This is a genomic window from Streptomyces sp. NBC_00390, from assembly GCF_036057275.1.
Classification (GTDB): Bacteria; Actinomycetota; Actinomycetes; order Streptomycetales; family Streptomycetaceae; genus Streptomyces.
Genome location: NZ_CP107945.1, coordinates 1650147 through 1675390, shown reverse-complemented (window position 1 = coordinate 1675390; position 25244 = coordinate 1650147). Strand labels below are relative to the sequence as shown.

The following is a 25244-nucleotide window of genomic DNA, read 5'->3' as shown; positions in this document are numbered from 1 at the left end:
TCGGACGTCATGGATTCGTAAGGCCCGGTGCGGCGGTGAGGGCCGGGTGGGACGAGGAGACTTGCGGTATGCACAACATCCTGGTTGTCGACGACGACCCGACAGTTGCCGAAGTGGTCACCGGATATCTGGAGCGCGCGGGTTTCACCGTGGACCGGGCGGCGGACGGGCCGCAGGCGCTCAGGCTCGCTGCCGGACGACGGCCCGACCTGGTCGTGCTCGACCTGATGCTGCCGGGCATGGACGGCCTGGAGGTCTGCCGCAGGCTCCGGACCGGCGAGCTCGGCCGCGTACCGGTGATCATGCTGACGGCGCGCGGCGACGAGGACGACCGGATCCTCGGGCTCGAAATAGGGGCGGACGACTATGTGACCAAGCCGTTCAGCCCCCGCGAGCTGGTGCTGCGGGTGGAGTCCGTGCTGCGCAGGGGCGCCGGCGGCACGGGGGAGCGGCGGCCGGGGCCCGAGCTGTCCGCGGCGGGCATCGTGCTGGACCCGGCGGCCCGGCGCGCGGTCAAGGACGGCCGCGAACTTGCCCTGACACTGCGGGAGTTCGACCTGCTGGCGCATCTGATACGGCACCCGGGGGAGGCGATCGGCAGGGAGAGGCTGATGCAGGAGGTGTGGGGCTGGGAGTTCGGTGACCTGTCGACGGTCACGGTCCATGTGCGCCGCCTGCGCGGCAAGATCGAGGACGACCCGGCCCGTCCGAGGCTGATCCAGACGGTGTGGGGGGTCGGCTACCGGTTCGACGTCCCGGACGACGAGGAACCGGCGAAGACACCGGCCGGGGCACGGCCGGAACCCGCACCACCGGCGGCCGGGACGCGGCCCGGGTCCGGCCAGGCGCGGTCCGGCGTCGTGCCGGGCGACGAGCCGCCGCAGGGCCATGCGCCGCCGGGGGACCAGCACCCCGGCACCGTGGGGGGCGGACGAGATGCCAGGGGCATGCCGTCCGGTCGGGTACGTCCCGGAGCCGGCACCCGAGCCGCCCCGCGGCCCGGGTCCGGTACGCGGTCCGGCGGAGCGCGGCCCGCAGGTGTGACCGGCGGTGATCCGGCGGCGTCCTCAGCCGGGCATGCGTCGCACGGTGATGCGCCGTCAGGGCCTTCGGGCGGGGCCGCCCCGTATGGGTCCACTGGGTCCACGGCGTCGGGGGGCGCCGTCCCTGCCGGGCCGGGCGGACCGGATCCCGAAGGGCGCGGCGCGCGGGGAGAGGGCTGATCATCATGCGGGACACCCTCCTCATCGCCCTGTTCGCGTTCCTCGGGGCCGTCGGTGCCGGGCTGCTCGGGGCCGTCGTGCTGCGGCTGCTGCGGCACCGGTCCGTCACCGTCTCGCTGACCGTTGTCGCCGCCGTCACCGTCACCGCCATGCTCGCGGGGACCCTCGCGGTCGCCCGGGCGATGTTCCTGTCGCCGCACGACCTCACCGTGGTCACCACCGTCGTCGCGATGGCCGCCGTCGTCTCGCTCGCCACCGCGCTGCTGCTCGGGCGCTGGGTCGTCGCGCGCAGTCGCGAACTCACCCTGGCGGCACGCTCGTTCGGCGAGGGCGGGTCCTTCTCCGCACCCGTGGGCGCGTCGACTGCGGAGCTCGAGGAGCTCAGCCGTGAGCTCGCCGTGACCAGCGACCGGCTCGCGGCCTCCCGGGAGCGCGAACGCGCCCTGGAGACCTCACGGCGTGAGCTCGTCGCCTGGATCTCGCACGATCTGCGGACCCCGCTCGCGGGGTTGCGCGCGATGTCGGAGGCGCTGGAGGACGGGGTCGTCCAGGACCCCGAGCGCTACTTCCGCCAGATCCGTACCGAGGTCGAGCGTCTGAACTCGATGGTCGGCGACCTCTTCGAGCTGTCCCGCATCCACGCGGGTGCCCTGGCGCTCACCCCCACCCGGATGTCCGTGTACGACCTGGTCGGCGAAGCGCTGGCAGGGGCGGACCCGCTCGCGCGCGAACACGGCGTGCATCTCGTCGGCGGCCGCGTCGAGCCGGTCCCGGTCGAGGTGGACGGCAAGGAGATGACCCGGGTGCTGGCGAACCTGCTCGTCAACGCGATCCGCCGGACGCCGGCCGACGGCACGGTCGCCGTCGCCGCCGAGCGTCACGAGGACTGTGTGGTGCTGTCCGTCACCGACGGCTGCGGAGGGATCCCCGAGGAGGATCTGCCCCGCGTCTTCGACACCGGCTGGCGCGGTTCACCGGCCCGTACGCCCCCGGCCGGTGCCGGTCTCGGCCTGGCGATCGTCCGCGGCATCGTCGAGGCCCATGCCGGCCACGCCGATGTCCGCAATGTCACCGGCGGCTGCCGTTTCGAGGTCACGCTGCCGGCGGCGGCGACCCCTGTGTGACCGGATTGCCTTGTCCGGCAGGGAAGTTGAATCCATGAAGATCCCTGCGCGTGACGGGGGAAACCGTGGGGCAGTGAACCGGGGACGGTGACCGGCTGACGAGTCGAGGAACTGGGGTGCGGGCGGCATGGCGCGAGTGACGGAGTGGCAATTCCTGGACGACCGGGGGCGGATGGCGACTGTCGGCAACCGCCCGGTGAGGCTGGTCGCCTATGTGCAGGCAGGCGCGGCACTGTTCGACCACGGGATACGCCCCGTCGGGGTGTTCGGATCCCATCACGACGGCGACACAGTCGATCCGGCGAAAGCCGGGGCGCTGCCCCGCGACGAGATCGCGTACCTCGGATCGGGCGCGGCCGTCGACGCGGAGGCGGTGCTCCGGGCCCGCCCCGACCTGCTCGTGGCGGTGACCTACGGCTCCGACCAGGTCTACGGTCTGGATCCGGACACGGCCAAGCACATCGAGGAACGGGTCCCTGTCGTGGTGCTCGACGTGGGACAGGGGCGTTCGCTCGACGACGTCCGTGAGCGGTTCGCCGCACTGGCCCGTTCCCTCGGCGCGCAGGACGATCCGGCCGCGGCGGCGGAACTGGCGGGGGCCCGGCAGCGGTTGCGCTCCGCGGCGGCCGAGGCCGGGGGAGCGCGGGTCCTCGCGCTGTCACCCGCCGCGCCCGACAGCGTCCACCTGGCGCGGCCCCACACCTGGCCGGATCTGCGCGCACTGGCCGAGTGCGGGGTGGCCCTGGTGGCGCCCGAGGCGGGGCCGGGTGTCAACTGGTCCACCGTCGACCGGGCGTCGGCCGCCCGGCTGGAAGCGGAGATCGTGCTGACCGACGTCCGGGTCAACGCGCTGTCGCTGGACGGTCCGGCGGCCGTCGAGCTGCGGCGGGCCCTCGCCGCGCGGGCCCGCATCGTTCCGTGGAACCCCGAGCTTGCTCCCGGCCCCGCTGCCCACGCCGCGTTCTTCGACACCGTCGCAGGGGCCCTGCGAGCGGTGGCGGCTTCACCTTCCTGACCATCGGTCCGGCCCGGCGCCCGCGAGATTCGCGGGCGCCATTTCTTCTCATCTGCCGTCCGTTTTCAGATGGTAAGAGCCGATTCAGAATGACTTTCCGTCATTTGCTCTACGGTAAGATTTTTACCGAGTCATTGCCCGCCCTTGGGGTGGACCCAAGGCTCCTGTGACCGTGGTAGGGCTGCCGGCGCTCATGGCGCCGGTCCGACGGAAGGCATGTGATGGTGCGCTTCGGCCTCACCCCGTGCCTCGGCCGCCCCTCCGCGCACGTCAGGTCCGCGCGTATCGACACCCGTGCGCGCAACGGTGTTCCCGATACGGACCGGACCGGCTGAGACCGACCGTCCTCCGGTCGGTGCCGGTGTGTGTCACGTACTGCACCATCGTTCCGTCCGGAGCGGCTGCCGAGAGCGACAGCCGGGCGCTGCCGGCTGGGACCCGTGCCCGCACACCGCCCACCACCGTCTGTATGGAGCATGCCCCATGGAGCCCACGGCGCACGTCAGCAAGACCGCCCTGCCCGGAGTCGGCACCCGCTACGACCTCAACACCGAGGCGGGGGCGCATCTTTCGGTCGTCGTCCACCAGGACGGGCGGCGCATCCTCGCCTTCCACGACCCCGAGGACGACGACAGCTGCAAGGTCGCCGCGCCGCTCGCCCCGCACGAGGCGACCGCGCTGGGCGAACTGCTCACCCCCGACCCGATCGGCCATCTCCACCAGCACATCGAGATCGACCTGGTGACCGAGCACATAGCCGTCACCACACGCTCTCCGTACGCCGGCCGGACACTCGGCTCCACCCGGGCGCGCACCCGCACCGGTGCGTCCATCGTCGCCGTACTGCGCCGTACCGCCGCATTCCCCTCGCCCGCCCCGGACTTCCGCTTCGCCCTGGGCGACACGCTCGTCGTCGTCGGCACCCGCGAAGGCGTCGACGCCGTCGCCGAACTGATCACCGGAGGATAGAAGCCCGTGCACGACACCACCGCGCTGCTCATCGAACTCGGCGCGATCATCCTCGCCCTGGGGCTCCTCGGCCGGCTCGCCGGGCGTATCGGCTTCTCGCCCATACCCCTGTACCTGCTGGCGGGGCTCGCCTTCGGCCATGGCGGACTGCTGCCGCTCAACGCCAGTGAGGAGTTCGTCGCGACCGGCGCCGAGATCGGTGTCATCCTGCTGCTTCTGCTCCTCGGCCTCGAATACAGCGCCTCCGAACTGGTCAGCAATCTGAAGACCCAGTACCCCTCCGGCATCGTCGACTTCGTCCTCAACGCGCTGCCCGGCGCCGCGGCCGCGCTGATCCTCGGCTGGGGGCCGGTCGCCGCCGTCGCGCTGGCGGGTGTCACCTGGATCTCCTCGTCCGGCGTCATCGCCAAGGTGCTCGGTGACCTCGGCCGGCTCGGCAACCGTGAAACACCTGTAGTCCTCGGTGTCCTGGTCATCGAAGACCTCGCCATGGCCGTGTACCTCCCGCTGCTCACCGCGATGCTCGCCGGGCTGAGCCTGGGCGGCGCGGGCCTCACGCTGCTGATCTCACTCGGAACGGTCGGCGCCGTGCTCTATGTGGCCCTGCGGCACGGCCGGTTCATCAGCCGTGCCGTCTCCTCCGACAACCCGGAGATGCTGCTGCTGGTCGTCCTCGGGCTGACCCTCTTCGTGGCCGGTATCGCCCAGGAACTCCAGGTCTCCGCCGCCGTCGGCGCGTTCCTCGTCGGAATCGCCCTCTCCGGAGAGGTCGCCGAAGGTGCGCACAACCTTCTCGTCCCGCTGCGCGATCTGTTCGCCGCCGTCTTCTTCGTCTTCTTCGGCCTGTCCACCGACCCGGCCGAGATTCCTCCCGTCATCGTTCCCGCTCTGCTGCTCGCCGTCGCCACCACCCTGACGAAGGTCGCCACCGGCTGGTACGCGGCCCGCCGGGCAGGGATCAAGGCTGCGGGCCGATGGCGGGCCGGCGGAACCCTGGTCGCACGCGGCGAGTTCTCGATCGTCATCGCCGGTCTCGCCGTCGGTGTCGAGCCCCGGATCGGCCCGCTGGCCACCGCCTACGTACTGATCCTGGTGATTGTCGGACCGCTCACCGCCCGCTGGACCGAGCCTTTGGCGCGCCGGCTCACCCGCACCCGGACCCGCGCATCCGCCGCCTCCGTACCGGAGCAGGCCCCGGTACCCGAGCCGGCCGAAGCCGCCCCGACGCACCACTGAACGCACAGGTCCGTCGGCTGAACGGACACCTCCGCAACGTCCCGCAGTGTTCACGCATCTGCTTTTGGTTCAGGGGCCGTTCCTTACTACGATCCGCGAATGATCATAAGAAGAAGGCCGGCGGCCAGGGCGATGGTCCTGCTCGCGGCCCTGGCCGCCGGGCTGTTCCCGGCAGCGGCCGCCGCCGACGAACCGGCGGCCGAGGAAACTCCCAAGGTCGAGCTCGTACTTGACGTCAGCGGCTCGATGCGGGCCCGGGACATCGACGGCAAGAGCCGGATGGCCGCCGCGAAGCAGGCGTTCAACGAGGTCCTGGACGCGGTGCCGGAAGAGGTGCGGCTCGGTATCCGCACGCTCGGGGCCGACTACGCGGGCGACGACCGCAAGCGCGGCTGCAAGGACACCCGGCAGCTCTACCCGGTCGGACCGCTCGACCGCACAGAGGCCAAGACTGCCGTCGCGACGCTCGCGCCCACCGGCTGGACGCCGATCGGACCGGCCCTGCTGGGCGCGGCCGACGACCTCGAGGGCGGAGACGCGACCCGGCGGATCGTGCTCATCACCGACGGCGAGGACACCTGCGCGCCGCTCGATCCGTGCGAGGTGGCGCGGGAGATCGCGGCCAAGGGCATCCACCTCACCATCGACACCCTGGGCCTGGTTCCCGACGCCAAGACCCGCGACCAGCTGCGCTGCATCGCCGAAGCGACCGGCGGCACCTACACCTCCGTGCAGCACACCGACGAACTCTCCGACCGCGTGAGCCAGTTGGTGGACCGCGCCGCCGACCCGGTCGTCACCCCCGTGGCGACCGAGGGCGCGAAGCGCTGCGCCGACGCCCCGCAGCTGAAGCCCGGTCTCTACAGCGACCGCGAGAAGTTCGGCGAGCACCGCTGGTACCGCGTGGATGTACTGCCCGGACAGGAACTGCGCGCCTCGGTGAGCGTCGCCGCCGACCGGGCGGTGAACAACGACTACGGCATCCTGCTGCGTGCCGTCACCGTGCGCGGGCGCGAGATCGTACGCGGTTCGGAGGCCGGAACCGGCCGGACCGATGTGATCTCGACCGGTCTGCGCTACCCGAAGGCCCCGGCCGACGACGCGGACGAGGAGTCCACGGCGGAGACCGTGTGTCTGCAGGTCGCCAACGCCTTCTCGGCGGCACCGGGAGTCAAGACCGAGCCCGGACTGCCCCTCGAGTTGGCCGTCGACGTGGTCGACGGCCCCGACACGCCCTCCGACGTGGCCTTCTTCGGGCTCGGCCGGGGCTGGTGGTTCCTGGGTGCCCTGACCCTCACCGGACTGCTGGCCGGACTGCTGTGGGGCTGGATCTCGCGCTGGCGCTTCGCCGTCTGGAGGACCAACTGATGCGTGTCGCACGTGTACTGACGACGGTCGCGCTGTGCGCCGCCGCGCTGCTGGGCCCCGCGCGCGCGGCCCTGGCGGACACTCCCTCGCCGAGCCCCACGGAGAGCGGCAGCGGGGCGGGTCCGACGGTGGCGGGCACTTCCTTCCGTACAGCCGCGGCCTTCGAGCAGGGGCAGACGGCGACGGCCGATGCGTCGAGCGGTGACTACCTGTACTGGGTGTTCCCCGCCGACGCCGGGCAGCGGCCCACGGTCCGGGCCAAGGTCACACTCCCCGATGCGGCCGCCCGGCACGGCGGATCCACTTGGCAGCTCGATGTGTACGACGGGCTGCGCCGCCGCCAGGCCTGCATGTACGGCATGCAGACCAGGGTGGCGGCGCAGGACGCCGCAACGGTCGAGCTGTCGTGCACGATGCGGCCGGTGCGCGCTCTCGCCGAGACGTGGGCCAACGATCCGCTGCCGGGCAGCTACTACGTACGCCTGACGGTCTCCGACGCGCCCGTGACGGACCTCGGTCTGCCGGTGACGGCCGAGGTCCGGGCGGTGTCGAAGGGCGTGGGCGGCGCCCACGCCGTGGACGGCTCGCTCGCCGAGCCGCTGGTCGCAGGAGTGTCCACCGGCACGCAGCCGGGCGACGACGTGGCGGACACCGAATGGGCTTCCGGCTGGTGGTCCGACCGCTGGCTCTGGACCGCCGCAGGCGGCCTGCTCGGAGCGCTCGCCGGGATCGCCGGGTACGTGCTCACCCGGGGATCCGGCCGTCCGTCGCGGGTGCCGCCGGCGGCCTGACGGCCCGGACAGGGCCGAGCGGCCACGGCACGCGCCGTGGCCGCTCGTTCCCCGGTGTCCGGCCGGGTGTACGGGGCGGCTCAGAAGCCGAAGACCGTGCCGCTGCCGTGCTTCTTGGTGCAGGGGTTGCCGAAGGTGTGCGTATAGCTGACGCGCTTGCCCTGCCAGACGCCGTCCGCGGTGACGGTCACCGGGTCGTACTGCTTGGTGCAGGCACCCGTCGTGCCGCGTGAGGTGATGGCGTCGAACTTCGCCTCGTTGGCGCGCAGTTCGGCACAGGCGGCGGCTGCGGCGGGGTGGGTGCCGGACGCCGTGGGCGTACAGCCGAGGGTCACCGCGCGCAGCACGGTCCCGTTCTCCGCGTCGTCGCCCGCCGTGACGGTCAGCACGAGGGCGGACGGCGGAAACAGGCTCCGCGTGTCCTGTGCGCCGGACTGTGCCGCGCCTGCCGTGCCCACTGCCGGCGCTGCGACGAGCGCCAGCGTGGTGGCCGCAGCAAGCGCGAGACCTCTGGCTATGTACCGCATTTCGAACACTCCCCTGGGTCGTGGTTTCGGAAATCGGACGCGAGTCTTGCCCACGACGACGAAGAACGCTTGGACGTGCACCAGATTTCGGTCACGTGTAGTCACTGGTGATAGGCGGGCTGTGAACGCTCGTGAGTCTCCGACCTGCGGTGGAGTGTTGTGGTGAATCGGCCAAAGAAAGACGTTCAGGGTTGTTGATCAAGCAAATATTAGAGAGGTGCATCTCTTAGCCATTGATTGAAAGGGGTCGATGAGTTCAAGCCTTCGTTGGACGAGCTCACGCCCTCAGGGTTGACTGAGCACACGGGGGCCGCGACGCGTGGAGGTGTCGATGGAACCGGTCGAAGCGCTGGACCGTGTCGCCTTTCTCCTGGAACGCTCGCTCGCCGAGACCTATCGCGTACGCGCCTTCCGCACCGCCGCCGCGGCACTGTCCGAGCTCGACCCCGGCGAGATCGAGCAGCGCGCCGGCGCCGGAACACTCGACAAGGTCAAGGGCATCGGGCCCAAGACCGCGGCGGTCGTGCAAGAGGCGCTCACCGGCCGCACCCCCGCCTATCTGCAGCGGCTGGAGGACGAGGCGGCCACCCCCCTCGCGGAGGGCGGCGAACGACTGCGTGCCGCGCTGCGCGGCGACTGTCATCTGCACTCGGACTGGTCGGACGGCGGCAGCCCCATCGAGACGATGGGCCGCACGGCCGCGGCTCTCGGCCACGAGTGGGCCGTGCTGACCGACCATTCGCCCACGCTCAAGGTCGCCCGCGGACTGACGGCCGAACGGCTGCTCGCCCAATTGGACATCATCGAGCGGCTCAACCGTGAATGGGCGCCCTTCCGGCTGCTCACCGGCATCGAATGCGACATCCTGCCCGACGGCACCCTCGACCAGGACCCGGAGCTCCTCGACCGCCTCGACGTGGTGGTCGCCTCGGTGCACTCCAAACTCCGGATGGACTCAGCCCCGATGACCCGCCGTATGCTGCGCGCGGTGCGGAACCCGCTCACGGACGTGCTCGGTCACTGCACGGGACGGCTGATCGGCCCCGGGAAGCAGCGGCCCGAGTCGCAGTTCGACGCGGAGAAGGTGTTCGCCGCGTGCGCGGAGCACGGCACGGCCGTGGAGATCAACAGCCGCCCCGAACGCCGCGACCCGCCGCGCCGGCTGATCCGCCTCGCCGTCGACGCCGGGGTGCTCTTCACCGTCGACACGGACGCCCACGCCCCCGGCCAGCTCGACTGGCAGATCATCGGCTGCGCGCGGGCGGAGGAGTGCGGCGTGCCGGCCGAGCACGTCGTGAACACATGGAGCGCGGACGACGTCATCGCCTGGGCCCGTACGCGCCGCGCGCCGTCCGCACATTGACGCCGATTCGCCGCGGTCTTCCCGGCACGCGGAGCCGGGCACCTGGTGGCTCCGGTGCCCCGCAGGGCGCAGCACGCGCGCGGGGCCCGGCAGCGAGAAGCCACCCCCTTCAGGGAGTGGAGGAGTCACCCACCCCCTTCGACAGGGCGCCTTCCAGCGCCTCGTGAAAGGTAACGGGCCGCTTCCGCCCGTGAGTTGACGGCCCGGGCACGGCGAGCCTCGCGGGACGACCCGACTACTGGTACTCGACGGTCAGAGTTGCCTGCGTGTCCTTGTTGACGAACAGGTAGGAGGGCGAGGTCTGGTTCTGTTCGAACCGCAGGCGGATCTGCGTCCTGCCCGAGCGGTTGATCGCCGAGAGCCCCGCCGGGGACAGGTCGGTGGAGGCCTTGCTGCCCGAGGTGAACGCCCCGATCTCGGCCGCTCCGTGCGCGGTCGCCGTCGCGGCCCAGTCGGTCGTCTCGACCGTGCAGCCGCCGAGACAGCCGCTCTGGACGTCGAGGAGGAGCCGGTTGCCGGCCGGGCTCGACCACGGGTCGCCGGAGCCGCTGCTCCTGGTCAGGGTCACGTAGGCACGGGTGATCGCCTTGCCTGCGGGGACGGCTGAGGTGTCGAACGACAGGACCGACCGGTTGGACCTGCTGTCGGTGCCCTGCCCCAGGGCCAGGCCGTAGGTGCCCTCAAGGGTGCCGACCGAGGGACCCGATCCGTCGCCCGCCGCCTTCACATAGCCGTCCTCCGCGTCGACGCTCGGCAACGTCCGGCTGCTGGGAGGCTGCGTGCTCGGACCGCCGCCGAGCGCGCGGACCATGCCCATGACGGTCTCGATCTGCTTGCCGCCGTGCCGGGCGTAGTCGGGATCGCCGAGATAGCCCCACCAGTTCCAGCAGCCGTTGGGGTTGTCCAGGGTCGCGGTCGCGATGGCCTGCGGATAGAGCACGATCAGGTTGTTGGTGTCGGCGTACTCGTTGAGGTAGGCCTTCTCGATGAACGTGGTGCCGAAGCCCTGGTACGAGTAACCCTGCTTGCAGCCGTGCAGCGTCACGACCACCTTGCAGGTGGCACCGTTCGCGCAGTTCGTGGGCACATAGACGAAGCCCTTGTCGTCCATGGAGATCGGCTTGGCAACGCCGCCGGGTGCGTACCTGTTCTGGTCGAACTGGATCAGAGTGCCCCCAGGCGTACTGGCCGGCGCGCTGACCGAGCCCAGCAGATGCCCGAGGAAGTCCCGCTCGGCGTCGACGCCGCAGTTGTTGATGAAGGGGGTGGCGGTGGCCGTGCAGGCGTTCGGCCCGAGCGGGCTGATCCAGGCATGGCCGGCGGATGTGCTCTGGTTGTGGAGGACATCGGCACCGAGACGGCCGTAGTGGTCCTTCAGCGCGGTGACCACGGGGCGTTCGACGGTCGAGTCGCCGGCGCCGCTGAACGCGTAGACCGGGTCGCCGGCCAGGCCCGCCACATCGTCGATCCTGCCTTGTGCCGACCAGTTCCTGGTCGTCTGCTCCAGCATGTTCAGCTGGAGGTCCTGGCTGACCTCCATACAGGCGTTCAGGGCCTTGTTCAGGTCGTTCTGCGCGCAGTAGTACGGCCCCGAGGCGAAGACGGCGGACCCGCTGAACGTGCCTGAGTAGGCCACGTGGAGCTGGGTCGCCATGTAGCCACCGGACGAGATCCCCGCGCTGTAGACCTTGTCCACGGCGTAGGTTCTCAACTCCCCGGCAACAGGCGCGGGGGCCGCCGCGGCCGCGGGAGTGGAGGGCGGCAGCACCTGGGTCGCGCCCAGGAGCAGCACAAGTGTGGTCAGCCGGCGGAAACGAGATGTGGGCGACGATCTCATGGACCCTCCAGGGGGCGCGGACGCACAGTGGCGCCATCACTCGCATGGCGCCGTGATGTCCGGGAGGTTAGGTCCGCGTGACGGGGGCTCCTATGGGTTCCGCATCCACAAACAGGCAGTCCGGCTATGGCGACTTCGCTCCACAGAGCAGAGGCCTGGCGGGCGGGGACTCTCCGGACGTGGGGCGGCCTTGGCTCGTGCAGGTCGGCCGCCGTTCGGGCCGAGTGCCCGCGCGGCGCCGCCGCAGTCACCAGTGACGTGGCCCGCATCGGGTTATCTGGGACTCCGGCCCCTACGGATAGGCGGTCACGCACCGTGCGCAATGCCAGGAGACGCTCCTACAAGGGCACTTCGACCAAGGCGATCGTCCGTCAGTACGACTTCCTTGGAAGCTTCTACAGTCTCGCGCTTGGCCCTGAGCTCGTGTACTCGTACGCGATGTGGGAAGACGGCGACACCCTCGAGTCGGCTCAGCTGCGCAAGCTCGACTACCACGCCGAGGCTGTGAATGCCGCCGGCCGTGTCCTCGACATCGGCTGCGGGTGGGGCAGCCTGATGCGCCGACTTGTGGAGAACCACCATGCCGAGCACGTCGTGGGCATCACCATGAGCCCGAGTCAGGCCGCATGGGTCCGGGGCCAGAACTGGCCGGGATGCGAGGCGCGCGTCGAGAACTGGTACGACCACCGGCCCGACGCCCGATACGACGCGATCACCGCCATCGAGGCCATCGAACACTTCGCCGGCAACACCATGTGGCGGGCCAAGCGCGTCGCCCGCTATCGCGAGTTCTTCGAACGCTGTCATTCCTGGCTGCGGCCGGCCGGACGTCTGTCCATCCAGGCCAACACCTGGCACGACCGCGGCTGGCTCGCGGCCCTGCTGCTCCCGCCGCAGAAACTGGCAGCCCAGGACCCTGGACACGCCCGGGCACACCGTGGCCACCGGCACTCCCTCCCGCAGGCGGCCCGCATCGGTGCGGGCAACATCCGCGAAGGCTTGCACGCGTCACGCAAGGTGTTCCCGGAGATGTTCCTGCCCACCCGGGCCGAGATCACCGAGGCCAGCCAAGGCCTGTTCACCCTCGTCCAGGCCCGCCGCGACCCGGACGACGGCGCGTACACGATCCAGGCTTGGCTCGAACGGCTGGAAGCCAAGCGGACCCGCGGCGCCGAACTCATCGGCGCGCAGGCGGTCTCCGACCTCATCAGGGAACAGAGAACCGCTCTGCGGTTCCACCGCGAACGACGCATCGGTGTCGTGCGGATGGTTTTCGAGAAGGCGTGACAGCAGAAGCGGGCGGGGCGACCCGGGGCCGCGGTACCGGCGGCCGCCGGACTCCGGAAAGGGAGGCACGCGGTCTCAGCTGACCCGCTCACGTCCGGGATGTGCGGGCGGCGGCAGACTGCTCACCGGTCCGGCCAGAGGGTGCGCCGCCGCTGTGCACCCGCGTCGCAGGACCCCGGTGCTCGCGGACGCCGCCGACGGCCGTGTCGTGTTCATCCGGCCGGCTGAGCCGGGCAGTCAGCGATGCTCGTGACGACGCGAAGGAACGCCACTCGTCAGAGAGCCTGGAGCGTCGGTGCCGCGTAGAGCTCGCGACGCATGTGAAGCGGTGCGGGACGGGGCCCTGGCGGAGCGCCGCGAGGGCCCACAGGCGCCGTTGTCAAGGTCACTCTTTCCCGCGGCCGGTGAGGGCGTCGCGGACCCGGTCGACCATGCCGAGGCCCGGAGCGAGGAGTTTGTTGAGCGGCGGGGTGTCAGGGGCGGCGGGGTGCGGACGGGTAGGAGCGGTTTCCTTGGCGCGGCGGATGAACTCACCCAACTGCTGAAGTCTTTCGCCGGAGCACGACTCGGCCAGGACGGGAAACAGCTCGCTCTCTTCGCCGGTCATGTGCGCGGTGACCGACCTCTTCAGCTCGGCCATGAGGGTGTCGAAGCGGCCGTCATCGGGCTGGAGGTCTTCCAGTTCTTTGAGCATGCGCTCGACCTCGCTGTGTTCGGAGATCTCCTTGTCGGCGATGTCGTCCCCGTCGTCCACGTAGCGGCGCACTGCCGGATACAGGTGTTCTTCTTCGGCGACCGCGTGCCGGACGAGTTCCATCGTCAGTGTGTCGGCCAGTTTCCGGCGCTGTGGATCGCCGGTCGGCAGAGCTTGGATCTTCGTGAAAAGCGAGTCGATCTCGCGGTGATCCGCAGTCAGCTCGTTGATGACGTCTCCACCATGACCCATGATTGGCTGCTTTCTGTCGGGGAGCTGGCACGCGTCGTGCGTGTGGTGTGCTGGTTCGCCCTTGGTTGCCAGGACTGCGTTCATGAGGTGCTTCGAGTCGGCTTGCGCTCCGGAAGTCCGCGGAACCCAAACAGACTTCCCCAGCTGATCAGGCTCACTGCTGAGGCGGTGAGGGACACGCCGCCGTATGCCTCCTTACGTGCCCGGAACGGCTTCATTCGGTGGTGGGTGAGTCTCGTTGCCGCATGTGCACGGAGGGGATCGCGGGAGGAGTGAGGCTGCGAGCCGGACCTCCGGGTGCCGGGCGCGCCCCGCGCGCGGCGGGGTGCTTCATTTCTCGCTTCCACATGCGATCCCGCACCACATGTGCGAAGAAACGTGCAGAACGGCCGTTACCAAGATCGTGTCCGCCGTTCGGCTGATGCGCCGGGTGGCGCGACCGGGTGTGCGCCGGAGCATGCAAGGGCTTGCTGTTGATCGTTCAACGGGTCGGTGTAGCGGTCAGTGAATGTCAGGGCCACGCCCGGCGCGGATACGTGCCCCACGCAGGCGACAGTTACGGAAATGTCCGTAAACGGCAACATGTCTCGGTCGGCCCTCGCCTGGCCCGGTCGACCGCTCAGAGTTTGGGTCCTCGGCCCACAACGGGCCGGGAACCCGCACTGCCACCACGAGCCGTATCGGCCGGTGGGGCACTGTTCTTGAGGGGACATCACCTATGTCTGCTTCTTCGACCGCCCGTCGCATCGCCGCGACCGTTCTTGCGGCCGGTGCCGTCGTCTCGGCCGTCGCCCTGCCGGCCTCCGCCCACGACGACGACCGCCACCGCCAGCACCCGCGGGTCGAGATCAGCCGCGTACAGGCCGACAGCCCCGGGCGCGACAACGGCTCCAATCACTCCCTGAACGCCGAGTGGGTCGAGATCACCAACAAGTCCCGCCGCCCGGTGGACCTCGACGGCTGGACCCTGCGCAACCGCGACGGCGACCGCTACCGCTTCGACGACGTCCGACTCGCCGGCCGCGCAACCATCCGTATCCACACCGGCTTCGGACGCGACACCCGCACCGACCTCTACCAGGACCGCCGTCACTACGTCTGGGGCAACCGCTCCGACAAGGCGACCCTGCGCGACGACCACGGTCACAAGATCGACACCGAATCGTGGGGCCGCGGACACCGCCACCACTGACACGGACGGCAGCGGGCTGCCTGCCTCTCGACGGCAGGCAGCCCGCCCGCCGTGGGCCGTGTGCGCCGGGCGGCCCGACCTGTCCGGCGCACACGGGTGCCACCGCCCATCCGGCCTGATTGCCACCCGTCGCGTCGCAACAGACCCTGGTCCTGCCCGCGCGTGAGCGAGGGTCATGAGCTCCTGCTCCAGCCGAGGCGCCGCTTCCGCGAGGACGCCGTGCTGATCGTGGACGTCGAGTATGTCGCCGGGTGACGTGCGCCGACGGTGGGGAGACGCAGGTCACATTCGTCCATGTCACAGAGGGTCGGGCCGCCCCGTCTCAGGGGGTGTAGCCACTGACGACCGCAGAGGAGCACACCATGGACGCGCGACTGAACTACTTCGCCAGCCCGACCGCCGGCAAGGCCTTCAAGTACTTCATGTCGGCAGGGAAGACGCTCAAGGACTCGCCTCTGCCTGCCGGCACGCAGGAGCTGGTGGCGCTTCGCGTGAGTCAGATCAACGGCTGCGCCGCCTGCATCGACATGCACACCAAAGAGGCCGCCGCGGCCGGCGAGACATCGGTGCGGCTGAACCTGGTGGCGGCGTGGCGGGAGGCCACGGTCTTCACCGAGGCCGAGCGTGCCGCACTGGAGGTGGCGGAGGAGGGGACCCGGGTCGCGGATGCTGCCGGTGGGGTCAGCGACGCGGTGTGGGCGTCTGCCGCCAAGCACTACGACGAGGAGCAGCTCACTGCCCTGGTGGTCCTGGTCTCCCTCATGAACATGGCGAACCGGCTGAACATCATCGCCCAGCAGCCGGCCGGCGACTACGAGCCCGGGCAGTTCCACTGAACGGCATCAGTAACCGGCTCGGAGCCCGGCTGCGGGCTCCGAGCCCCCGGACTCGCGGCGCTACTCTGGCCGCCGGTGGTCCGGATGATCACCGGAAGACGCCTGCGCCGGCGAGTACGGCAGGGGAGGGCGTCAGGGGGAGGGGAGTCGGTGTGAGCAAGGTCGAGGAGTTCGAGGAGCTGCGGCCGCTGCTGTTTTCGATCGCCTATCGGATTCTGGGCAGTGTGGGTGAGGCCGAGGATGCGGTGCAGGAGACGTGGCTGCGCTTTGACGGCTCGGCGACCCGGCCGATGTCGACCAAGGCTTTTCTGTCGGCCGCGGTGACGCGGATCTCGATCGATGTGCTGCGCTCCGCGCGGGTGCGGCGGGAGGAGTACGTGGGCCCGTGGTTTCCCGAGCCTCTGCTGAGTGATCCGTATCAGGATCCGGCGCGGTCGGTGGAGCTGGCCGACTCGGTGTCGATGGCGGCGCTGTTGCTGCTGGAGCGGCTCAGCCCGCTGGAGCGGGCGGTGTTCGTGCTGCGGGAGGTGTTCGGATTCGGGTTCGACGACGTCGCCGCGGCGGTGGGGCGGTCCGAGGCGGCGTGCCGGCAGCTGCTGGTTCGGGCGCGGCGGCACATGGAGGCCGGGCGGCCGCGGTTCGAAGCGGACCGGCAGGAGCGCCAGGAGTTGGCGACGCGGTTCTTCGACGCGCTGAAGGACGGCGACGTGGGCGGGCTCCAGGATCTGCTGGCCGCCGATGTGCAGCTGGTCGGAGACGGCGGCGGCAAGGCCCCGCAGCTTGCCAGGACCGTCATCGGCGCCGGGAACGTGGCCCGGCTCCTTGCCTCCGTCTTCCCCCGGATATGCCGGATCGGCGTGACGTTCGAGCCGCGCGAGGTCAACGGTCAGCCGGGCGCGATCCTCCACGCCCGGGACGGCAAGGTGCTCCAGACCCTGACGCTCGATGTACTCGACGGGCAGATCCAGACGATCCGCTCGGTGATCAACCCCGACAAGCTCGGGCATGTGGGCCCGGTAGCGGACGCCTGGGCGATCGCCCGCGAAGTGAAGCAGGCCCGTCGGCAGCCGAACTGACCTCGAGAAGCGGTCCAGGCCGGCTCGTTCGCCGGTGCGGGGTCGTCTGCCCCCGGGTTGTGTTGCGGTTGCCGCGCCGTGCCGATCAGGATCTGCATGACGCAGTCGCATGGTGAACCGGCGGCCTTCGCCAAACGGCTGACGGGCACTCCGAAAACACACGCGCCGTGCCGACGCCGGCACCGCGGCCCAGGGCCCGAGCCGGCGCCCGCCCACTGACCCCGGCGATGCGTGCGTTGTTGGCCGGTGAGAGATCGAAACCGGGCGCGCTGACGGTGCCGGGGCCGTCGATGAACAGCAGTGCGGGGGCGGCGACATGGGTGATCAGCTGTTCGCGGCGGGCGCTGGCGACGCAGGCGGCTACGGCCCGGTCGTCCCCGCTGCTGCGGGCCTCGGGGGGACGCTCGCCGAGCCCGCCGAGCGCACCCGATTTCTCCTTGGCCGGTCCTGCCGGGGCTGCTTCATCCGCGGCAGCTTGCTGCTCGCCCGCCGTCTCCTCGGAGGTGCCGCTCTCGGGCACGGGGAGCACGGCCGGCCGGCCGACGCCCGTGCCGTTCTGCCCGTATCCCCGGTCCCAGGACAGGTCCAGGTCCAGCTTCACGCCCTTGCGGCCCTGCCGGCAGCATCAGCACCGGCACCTCCCGGCACTCGGCGCGCAGAATCCGCACCACGTCGAGGCCGTTGGCGCGGGGCATCATCACGTCGAGAACGAGCAGGTCGGGTTCCTCGCACCGAACCTCGTCCAGAGCCGTCCGGCCGTCCTCGACGACCGTCACCGTGTGTCCCTCGTGCTCCAGATAGCGGCGCACCAGTTCGGCCTGCTTCGCGTCGTCTTCGGCGACCACGATGTTTGCGCACACGCCGGACATCGTAGCGAGCCCGGATTTCGGCAGGGATGTGCGGCTTCATCGGTGAGCGGTGCAATGAGTCGGTGCCGCAGGCCGTGTGACGGTCCTTCGCGGCGCCTGAGGAGCCGGCGCGCTGGTGGGCACGAAAGGGTTGGCGTCCGGCTGAAGCCTGAAGCTAAGGTTTGCTTCGTTCCCTTGGCGGCCAGTTGGCCGCCGCCGGCTGAGCAAGACCAGGAGGTGTGACCGATGGCTGTCGTCGAGATGGGCGCTGCCCGCATCCGGAAGTTCATCCAGTCCACCTTCGTGGCCTCCGGCTGACCTCTCTCTTCATCCGCGCCGTCGAGCGCGGAGCCGGGGCCACCCTTGTGAAGGGTCTCCCTTGTCTTTCTCTTCTCTCATTGGTTCGTCCTCGTCGTCTTCGCATTCCCTCGCTCCGTACGGCTGGGACGAGGGCTGGGAGGCCGAGTTCGCCCCGTACGCGGAGCAGGGCCTGCTGCCTGGCCGTGTCGTACGTGTCGACCGTGGTCAGTGCGATGTCGTCACCCCGGCAGGGATCGTCCGTGCCGACACCGAGTTCGTTGTGCCCCGTGACCCGATGAAAGTCGTGTGCACGGGGGACTGGGTCGCTGTCGACCCTGAAGGTGGCGATCCGCGGTATGTGCGGACATTGTTGCCGCGACGCACTGCCTTCGTGCGGTCGACGTCGTCCAAGCGTTCCGAGGGCCAGGTGCTGGCCACCAACATCGACCACATCGTCATCTGCGTGTCGCTCGCGGTCGAACTCGACCTCGGGCGCATCGAGCGGTTCCTCGCCCTCGCGATGTCCAGCTCCAGCGGTGATGCGCTGCTGCACACGTCAGCACGTTCCTGGGCGAGCGGCGCCCGGCCGCTCGTCGTGCTCACCAAGTGCGATCTCGTCCCGGACGCCACCGGTCTGTCCTACCTCGTCCAGGACGTGGAGACGACCGCGCCCGGAGTGCAGGTGCTGCCGGTCAGCTCCACGACCGGAGAGGGCATCGACGTGCTCAGCGCGATGCTCTGCGACGGCGCCAGTGTGCTGCTCGGGGCCTCCGGCGCCGGCAAGTCCACCCTCGCCAACGCCCTGTTGGGCGAGGAGGTGATGGACGTTCAGGCCACCCGCGACGTCGACGGCAAGGGCCGGCACACGACCACGACCCGCAATCTGCTCGTGCTGCCCGGCGGCGGTGTGCTGATCGACACCCCGGGGCTGCGCGGCGTCGGCCTGTGGGACGCGGAGGCCGGAGTCGGCCAGGTCTTCTCGGAGATCGAGGAGCTTGCCGAGGGCTGCCGTTTCCACGACTGCGCCCATGAGTCGGAGCCCGGCTGCGCAGTCCTGGAGGCCATCCAGGACGGTTCCCTTCCGGAACGCCGTCTGGACAGCTACCGCAAGCTGCTGCGCGAGAACCAGCGGATCGTCGCCAAGACGGACGCCCGGCTGCGCGCAGAGGTCCTGCGCGGCTGGAAACTGCGGGGCGCCGAGGGCCGTGCCTCCATGCAGGCCAAGCGCGGCCGCGTCCGCTGACACCCCCGGCCGGCTCCGTGTGCGACCCGACCCCCGTGCGGGCCGCACACGGAGCCGGTCACTCCAGACCCCAGCTGTAGATCTTCCCGGGGTGGATACGGATCAGCTCGTCACTGAAGTGCGGGCCCAGGTCGTGCGGGCCCGTCAGCAGCTCCGCCTCGCCGCGGATCTCGACGCCGCGCACCTTCCACGGACGGACGCTCAGGATGTCGTCCACCACGAGGGCGACCTTCGGGTTGGCCTTGAGGTTGCGCCATTTCTTCGTCGAGGCGAGGGCGTAGCCGCCGATCAGGATGGTCCCGTCCGGCTGCGGGAAGAATCCGACCGGGTTCGCCTGTGGCTGGCCGCCCGGATCGACCGTCGCCAGCCGCCCCAGTCGCTGGGAGGAGAGATACGTGCGCTCGGCTGCGCTGAATTCCGCCATACAGGCAGCCTCACACGGGTACGCCGCCCTCCGCATCGGCTCACGGTCCGAGCCGCGGCCTAGGACCTCCGACCGGGCCGGCGAGCATGACATGGCGTATGCACAGCTCAGGATGTTCGGGCCAGGCTCGGCGGGCGGGCTTCGACCTCGGGACTCAGCCCCACATCACCGCGCCCATCCACGCCCCCACCACCAGCAGGCACGCGAACAGCTCCACCAGCACACTCGTGCCGGCGGCCCGCATCACCGCCTGTGTGGCCGCCTTCGCCGGGCCGTGCCCGCCCAGACGGATGCGCTCGGAGCCGTAGATCCCCCCGATGAATCCCGGTACAGCCCCCACCACCGGCACCAGGAAGAAGCCCAGCAGCGCGCCCGCGCCCGCGAATACGGCCATCCGGCGGGTGATGCCCACACCACGCAGCCGGCGTGGCGGCAGCAGCCACACCACGACCTGGGTGAGCAGCAGTACGCCGGTCGAGCCCACCAGCAGCGCCCAGGCGAGACCGGTCTTCACATGCAGCGACCACCACAGCATCGCTGCCCACACCAGCCAGGGCCCCGGCACACCCGGGACCAGCACCCCTAGAAGACCCAGCAGCATCACCCCGCCCACCATCAGCAGCTGCCACACGCCCATCTGCCAAGGGTGCAGGATCAGAAGCGTTCACGCAGGTCGCGAATCACGCAATTCAGGGGCGTTCCCGCAGGTCGCGAGCCACCCAGCCCTTCGCGTACGCATGCCAGCCGAGCTGCAGCCGGGTCGACACTCCGGTGAGCTCCATCAGCCCCTTCACCCGGCGCTGCACGGTCCGCAGCCCCAGGTCCAGCTGCTTGGCGACGGCCGCGTCCGTCATCCCGGCGAGCAACAGCGACAGGACCTCGAGATCCGTGGCATCGGGCCCGGTGCTGTCCTGCTCGCTGACTTCGCCGCGCCCGCCGAGGCGCAGCGGCACGGCATCCCGCCACACCGACTCGAACAGCCCCGTCAGCGACTCCAGCAGCCCGCTCGCATGGACGACCAGGGCCGCGGGTTCGGCGCCGCGGCGGTTCAGGGGCACCATCGCGAGCACCCGGTCGGCGACGACGAGCTTCGTCGGCACCCGGTCCACCACCCGGACCTGCTCGTCCCGGCCCAGAGCCGCGCTCACTTCGGTGATGCCGTCCGGCGGCGCCAGCACCTCGCGCTCGATGACGACCCGGTACGTGACCCCGCGGGTGGCCGCCTTCTCCTCCGCCTCGTTGTCCATGCCGGTGACGGCGATCGGCTTGCCGGTCACCAGTGCGCACACCTCCTCCGTCGCGCCCAGCTGCAACTGCACGAAGCGGTGCGCGACGGCGCTCGCCCCCGTCACCACCTCCACCAGGTCGTGCACCGCGGGCTCGTCCGACTCCACCCGGTACTCCTGCGCCAGCAGAGCCGCCGCCAGCTCCGCCTGCTCCAGTTCGTGCCGCTGCTGGTTGAGCAGCGCACCCAGCGCCACGCCCGGAGGCGCGGCCACCCAGCGCCCGGTGCGCGCCGACGACTGCGCGGCGAGCCCGTGCTGCTCCAGCCGGCGCAGGGCACGTTCCGTGTCCGGCTCCGGCAGTGCCAGCCGGTGCGCCAGATCGCCCACCTCGGCCGCACCCAGCGCGACCAACGCGCGGTACGCCGACTCCTGTTTCTCGTCGAGCCCAATCGCTGCCAGCACCGTGACCCCTCCCGGACGTGCATGTATGGGCCGTCGTGGCGGAAAGTGGCCACGGCGTAAACCCGCCGCGTACATCATCCCTGTACCGCCCGCCCCTCTGCCAAGGTGGCGCCACCGCAGCACCAACAGCCTTCGGCCGTAGGGCCCTTGTGCCCTTTTCCGGCCGGATTCAGATGGGGAGAGCGATGCGTCCGATTTCGCGTACGGCGTTGGGGGCGGCGACAGCCGCCGTCCTGGCCGTCACGGCGGTCGCGCCGTCGGTGGCCGCAGGGCCGCACGACGACACGACCGGGAAAAGACCATTGGTCGGCAGCGAGGCCGCGACCCGGCACAGCGAGCAGCCGACGACGGTCACCCTGATCACCGGTGACCGGGTCGCCGTCAGCCGCGACCGTTCCGGTACGCCGTCGGCCGCCGTGCTGCCGCGTGAGGACGGCACCTCCGCGCCGGTGCAGACCCGCCGTGCCGGCGACGACCTGTACGTGTACCCCGAGCAGGCCGTCGACGCCCTCGCCTCCGGGCGCGTCGACGAAGAACTGTTCAACGTCACCGGCCTGATCCGCCAGGGCTACGACGATGCGCACGCCACCTCCCTGCCGCTGATCGCGACCTACACCGCGGCTGCCGCCCGCTCCGCGCCCGCCACACCGCGCGGTGCCGACAAGGGACTTGTCCTCGACGCCGTCAACGGCGTCGCGCTCATGACCGACAAGAAGCAGGCGGCCGACTTCTGGGCCGATGTCACGGGCACCCGCTCCCGGTCGGCGGCCGGACTGAAGAAACTGTGGCTGGACCGCAAGGTCGAGGCCACACTGGAGCGTTCCACCAAGCAGGTCGGCGCCGACCTCGCCTGGGCCGCCGGATTCGACGGCAAGAGCACCAAGGTCGCCGTCCTCGACACCGGAGTGGACGCCGAGCACCCCGACCTCAAGGGCCGCGTCGCCGCGGCCGAGAACTTCACCGACTCCGACAGCACCACCGACCGCCATGGCCACGGCACCCACACCATCTCCACCGTGGGGGGCTCCGGAGCGGCGAGCGACGGGAAGAAGAAGGGCGTCGCGCCGGGCGCGGAGCTGATCAGCGGCAAGGTCCTCAACGACTACGGCAGCGGAGCCGAGTCCTGGATCATCGCCGGTATGCAGTGGGCCGTCGACCAGAAGGCCGACGTCGTCTCCATGAGCCTCGGCAGCACCGCACCGACCGACTGCACCGACCCCATGAGCGTCGCCGCCGAGCAACTGTCCCGGACCGAGGGCACGCTGTTCGTCGTCTCGGCCGGCAACTCCGGGCCGGCGCTGAACACTGTCTCCTCGCCCGGCTGCGCCCCGAGCGTCCTGACCGTCGGCGCCACGGACCGCGACGACTCCACCGCGCGGTTCTCCAGCCGCGGCCCGGTCCGTGCCTCGCACACCCTCAAGCCCGAGATCGCCGCGCCCGGCGTCGCCATCTCGGCGGCCGCCGCGGGCGGCCGGGGCGTGTACGCGTACCAGGCGATGTCCGGCACCTCGATGGCCGCCCCGCATGTCGCGGGCGCCGCCGCCGTCGTCAAGCAGCGCCACCCCGACTGGAGCGGGCAGCAGATCAAGGCCGCGCTCGTGTCGTCGGCCAGGAGTTCCGTCCCCGGCGACGTACGCGAGACCGGCGCCGGACGGCTGGACGTAAAAGCAGCCGTCGATGCCACCGTGACCGGCGCCCCCGCCGTCCAGGGCGGCACGTTCAACTGGCCGCAGGACAGCAGCGACCGCATCAGTGTCGAGATCCCGTACACGAACAGCGGCGACAAGCCCGTCACGCTCGACCTCGCCGTCCGCTCGGTCACCGGCAACGACGGCTCCCGCGTCCGCTCCGCCGTCGCCCGCCTCGGCGACGGCTCCGTCACCGTCCCGGCAGGGGCGACCGTCAAGGTCCCGCTGACCCTGGACCCGTCGGCCCGCATCGAGCGCGCCCAGTACGGCGATGTCACCGGCCGCGTCGTCGCCACCGCGCGCGGCGGCGTCAGCGTCTCCACCCCGTTCTCGCTGTACGTGCAGCCCGAGACCGTCACCCTGCGCGTCAAGCTTCTCGACCGCGGCGGCGACCCGGCGGCAGGCTCGTCCTCGCTGGATGTCGTGAGCACCGACATGGCGAGCGGCGAGCGCCGTTTCAACAGCGGCGCGGCGGACCAGGTCTACACGCTGCGGCCCGGATCGTACCTCGTGTCCTCCTTCATCACCTCGCCCGACGGCACCGTCAGCTATCTGGGGCGTCCCCAGTTCGAGCTGACGAAGGACACCACGGTGGTACTCGACGCGCGCAAGGCGCACCGCCTGAGCATCGACACCGACCGCACGTCCGAGACCCGCACGACCACGCTCGCCTTCGCCCGCAGCTGGGACGACACCTGGCTGCACGCCGGATCCATCACCGGCTCGCGTCTGGCCACCGGCTTCTACGCGGACGTCCAAGGCCGCGCCCGCGACGGCGAGTTCGAGTTCGGCAGCTACTGGCGCGCCTACGCGCCGCTGATCGAGAGGCTCTCGGCCTTCCCGGGCGGCGAACTCCACCCGCTGGCCGCGAGCGCGGGTTCCGTGAACCTCGACGGCACCGGCGAGGCCGAGGTCGTGGACGCGGGAGGCGGCAGTCCGGCCGAACTCGAAGAGGCAGGTGTCAAGGGCAGGTTCGCCCTGGTCCGGCTGCCTGACGAGAGCAGCGTGGCGACCACCGTGGCACGCAACGCCAAGGCCGCCGGCGCCCTCGCCGTCATCGTCCACCGCACCGCCCCCGGCCGCTGGCTGCCGGCCACCGGCTTCGGATCGGCACCACACCCGGTGCTCGGCATCGAGGCCGCCGAGGCAGCGTCCCTGCTCGAACGTCTCGCGGCCGGCCCGGTCACCCTGCGCTGGAAGGCCACCGCCAAGAGCCCGTTCGTCTACAACCTGGGCTTCACCGAGGACGGCCCGGTCACCTCCCACCGCACCTACCGGGTGCACGACGACAAGCTCGGCCGGAACGAGGCCACTTACCACGCGATGGGAGTGAAGACCGACTACATCGACAGCGTCGTCGCCTACCGGCCGACCGGTACCGGCGTCTCGCTCGGCATCGCCGACCTCGTTCCCGCGCCCGGCACCCGCACCGAGTACTACACGGCCGGGGACACGAGCTTCGGCCACTATGTCTCGTCCAGCTTCCCCTGGGGCGAGTTCATGATCGACCCGGCGCGTACCCACCGGGCCGGCGAGGTCGGTGAGGAGACCTGGTACGGCGGCGTCATCACGCCCGTCGCACCCCGCGATGCCTCGGGCAAGCAGGCGCTGGCCGCCGAACGGCAGGGCAACCTCATCGGCGCCGCCACCGCGTTCTGGGGCGACAGCGACCACGCGGGCATGGCCGGGTCGTTCGGCGACATCGGCAACCTGCGCCTCACGCGCAACGGTGAGGAGATCGGCACCAGCCCTTACCCGTTCGGGGTCTTCGAGGTCCCGGCGGAGGAGGCCGAGTACGAGCTGACACAGACCACCATGAAGGTCGGCCAGCCGGCCGCTGTCTGGAAGCGCTCCACCCAGGTGCAGACGGCCTGGACGTTCCGCTCGAAGCTCGACGAGAACGTGTACTCGCAGGGCCTCCCGCTGCTCTTCCCCGCGTACCGCCTGCCCGAGGACGGCCTGAAGACCGTCGCGGCGAAGGACGGTCAGCGGATCGCCCTGAGCGCGAGCGGGCACGCGGGCTACGAGGCCGCTGCCCTGACCGCCGCGAAGGTGTCGTACTCGTACGACGGCGGCGAGACGTGGACCGAAGCGGTCACGCATCGGCAGGGCGACGACGCCTGGACCGCGACCGTGAACCACGCGGACGCGGCGGGCAGGCCGGTCACCCTCAAGACCGAACTGACGGACGCGCGCGGCAACTCCGTCACCCAGCTCGTGGTCGACGCTTACGCGGTGCGGTGAGCCGCTGACCACGATTCCG

The 25244-nt window shown here is 70.7% G+C and carries 20 protein-coding genes and 2 pseudogenes; 14 read left to right on the top strand and 8 right to left on the bottom strand.

Annotation, left to right across the window (positions count from 1 at the left end):
• Positions 1-68: 68 nt before the first annotated feature.
• The 7 genes and pseudogenes from OHS70_RS07260 to OHS70_RS07230 all read left to right on the top strand — a co-directional run.
• Positions 69-752, top strand: a pseudogene (locus tag OHS70_RS07260) (response regulator transcription factor); the annotation flags it as partial.
• 476 nt (positions 753-1228) lie between these two features.
• Positions 1229-2347, top strand: a complete 1119-nt coding sequence (locus OHS70_RS07255; protein ID WP_328394852.1) for a sensor histidine kinase — start codon at positions 1229-1231, stop codon at positions 2345-2347.
• Between the two features lie 127 nt (positions 2348-2474).
• Complete coding sequence (locus tag OHS70_RS07250; RefSeq protein WP_328394850.1) at positions 2475-3362, top strand: ABC transporter substrate-binding protein; 888 nt, start codon at positions 2475-2477, stop codon at positions 3360-3362.
• A gap of 483 nt (positions 3363-3845) precedes the next feature.
• The gene (locus tag OHS70_RS07245) at positions 3846-4331 is read left to right on the top strand and encodes a cation:proton antiporter regulatory subunit (RefSeq protein WP_328394848.1); all 486 of its coding nucleotides are present in this window, start codon (positions 3846-3848) and stop codon (positions 4329-4331) included.
• Between the two features lie 6 nt (positions 4332-4337).
• Positions 4338-5567: a cation:proton antiporter gene (locus OHS70_RS07240; RefSeq protein WP_328394846.1), complete on the top strand. Its 1230-nt coding sequence runs from the start codon at positions 4338-4340 to the stop codon at positions 5565-5567.
• 99 nt (positions 5568-5666) lie between these two features.
• Complete coding sequence (locus OHS70_RS07235) at positions 5667-6935, top strand: VWA domain-containing protein (protein ID WP_328394844.1); 1269 nt, start codon at positions 5667-5669, stop codon at positions 6933-6935.
• Positions 6935-7726, top strand: a complete 792-nt coding sequence (locus OHS70_RS07230) for a hypothetical protein (RefSeq protein ID WP_328394842.1) — start codon at positions 6935-6937, stop codon at positions 7724-7726. The genes OHS70_RS07235 and OHS70_RS07230 overlap by 1 nt, the downstream gene beginning before the upstream one ends.
• Positions 7727-7806: 80 nt before the next feature.
• Here the strand turns inward: OHS70_RS07230 and OHS70_RS07225 are convergent, their stop codons facing one another.
• The gene (locus OHS70_RS07225) at positions 7807-8253 is read right to left on the bottom strand and encodes a subtilase-type protease inhibitor (protein WP_328394840.1); all 447 of its coding nucleotides are present in this window, start codon (positions 8251-8253) and stop codon (positions 7807-7809) included.
• A 331-nt stretch (positions 8254-8584) separates the two neighbouring features.
• On the opposite strand from OHS70_RS07225, the gene OHS70_RS07220 reads away from it, so the two are divergent.
• Positions 8585-9616, top strand: a complete 1032-nt coding sequence (locus OHS70_RS07220) for a PHP domain-containing protein (protein WP_328394838.1) — start codon at positions 8585-8587, stop codon at positions 9614-9616.
• 235 nt (positions 9617-9851) lie between these two features.
• Here OHS70_RS07220 and OHS70_RS07215 read toward each other — a convergent pair whose 3' ends face one another.
• Positions 9852-11453, bottom strand: a complete 1602-nt coding sequence (locus OHS70_RS07215) for an extracellular catalytic domain type 2 short-chain-length polyhydroxyalkanoate depolymerase (protein WP_328394836.1) — start codon at positions 11451-11453, stop codon at positions 9852-9854.
• Between the two features lie 315 nt (positions 11454-11768).
• On the opposite strand from OHS70_RS07215, the gene OHS70_RS07210 reads away from it, so the two are divergent.
• Positions 11769-12740 (top strand): SAM-dependent methyltransferase, encoded by a 972-nt coding sequence (locus OHS70_RS07210; RefSeq protein ID WP_328394834.1) that lies wholly within the window; start codon positions 11769-11771, stop codon positions 12738-12740.
• 385 nt (positions 12741-13125) lie between these two features.
• On the opposite strand, the gene OHS70_RS07205 is transcribed toward OHS70_RS07210, so the two are convergent.
• Entirely contained in the window at positions 13126-13686 is a 561-nt protein-coding gene (locus OHS70_RS07205) for a hemerythrin domain-containing protein (protein WP_328394832.1), read from the bottom strand.
• 718 nt (positions 13687-14404) lie between these two features.
• On the opposite strand from OHS70_RS07205, the gene OHS70_RS07200 reads away from it, so the two are divergent.
• The 3 genes from OHS70_RS07200 to OHS70_RS07190 all read left to right on the top strand — a co-directional run bounded on the left by OHS70_RS07200 (position 14405) and on the right by OHS70_RS07190 (position 16790).
• Entirely contained in the window at positions 14405-14878 is a 474-nt protein-coding gene (locus tag OHS70_RS07200; protein ID WP_328394830.1) for a lamin tail domain-containing protein, read from the top strand.
• 362 nt (positions 14879-15240) lie between these two features.
• Entirely contained in the window at positions 15241-15714 is a 474-nt protein-coding gene (locus tag OHS70_RS07195) for a carboxymuconolactone decarboxylase family protein (RefSeq protein ID WP_328394828.1), read from the top strand.
• A 152-nt stretch (positions 15715-15866) separates the two neighbouring features.
• Complete coding sequence (locus tag OHS70_RS07190) at positions 15867-16790, top strand: RNA polymerase sigma-70 factor (RefSeq protein WP_328394826.1); 924 nt, start codon at positions 15867-15869, stop codon at positions 16788-16790.
• 85 nt (positions 16791-16875) lie between these two features.
• Here the strand turns inward: OHS70_RS07190 and OHS70_RS07185 are convergent, their stop codons facing one another.
• On the bottom strand, positions 16876-17391 hold the full coding sequence (locus OHS70_RS07185) for a hypothetical protein (protein ID WP_328406193.1): 516 nt from the start codon (positions 17389-17391) through the stop codon (positions 16876-16878).
• Between the two features lie 13 nt (positions 17392-17404).
• Positions 17405-17650: pseudogene (locus OHS70_RS07180) on the bottom strand (response regulator); the annotation flags it as partial.
• 367 nt (positions 17651-18017) lie between these two features.
• Here OHS70_RS07180 and rsgA point away from each other — a divergent pair.
• Positions 18018-19181, top strand: coding sequence for a ribosome small subunit-dependent GTPase A (rsgA, locus tag OHS70_RS07175; protein ID WP_328394824.1), 1164 nt, complete (start codon positions 18018-18020; stop codon positions 19179-19181).
• 58 nt (positions 19182-19239) lie between these two features.
• On the opposite strand, the gene OHS70_RS07170 is transcribed toward rsgA, so the two are convergent.
• From OHS70_RS07170 to OHS70_RS07160, 3 genes are all read right to left on the bottom strand, one after another.
• On the bottom strand, positions 19240-19605 hold the full coding sequence (locus OHS70_RS07170; RefSeq protein WP_328394822.1) for a PPOX class F420-dependent oxidoreductase: 366 nt from the start codon (positions 19603-19605) through the stop codon (positions 19240-19242).
• 154 nt (positions 19606-19759) lie between these two features.
• Positions 19760-20242 (bottom strand): DUF456 domain-containing protein, encoded by a 483-nt coding sequence (locus OHS70_RS07165; RefSeq protein WP_328394820.1) that lies wholly within the window; start codon positions 20240-20242, stop codon positions 19760-19762.
• A gap of 52 nt (positions 20243-20294) precedes the next feature.
• Positions 20295-21293 carry a helix-turn-helix domain-containing protein gene (locus OHS70_RS07160; protein WP_328394818.1) on the bottom strand — a complete coding sequence of 333 codons (999 nt, stop codon included), beginning with the start codon at positions 21291-21293 and terminating at the stop codon, positions 20295-20297.
• 185 nt (positions 21294-21478) lie between these two features.
• Here OHS70_RS07160 and OHS70_RS07155 point away from each other — a divergent pair, with 185 nt between their 5' ends.
• Positions 21479-25225: a S8 family serine peptidase gene (locus OHS70_RS07155; RefSeq protein WP_328394816.1), complete on the top strand. Its 3747-nt coding sequence runs from the start codon at positions 21479-21481 to the stop codon at positions 25223-25225.
• Positions 25226-25244 lie beyond the last annotated feature (19 nt).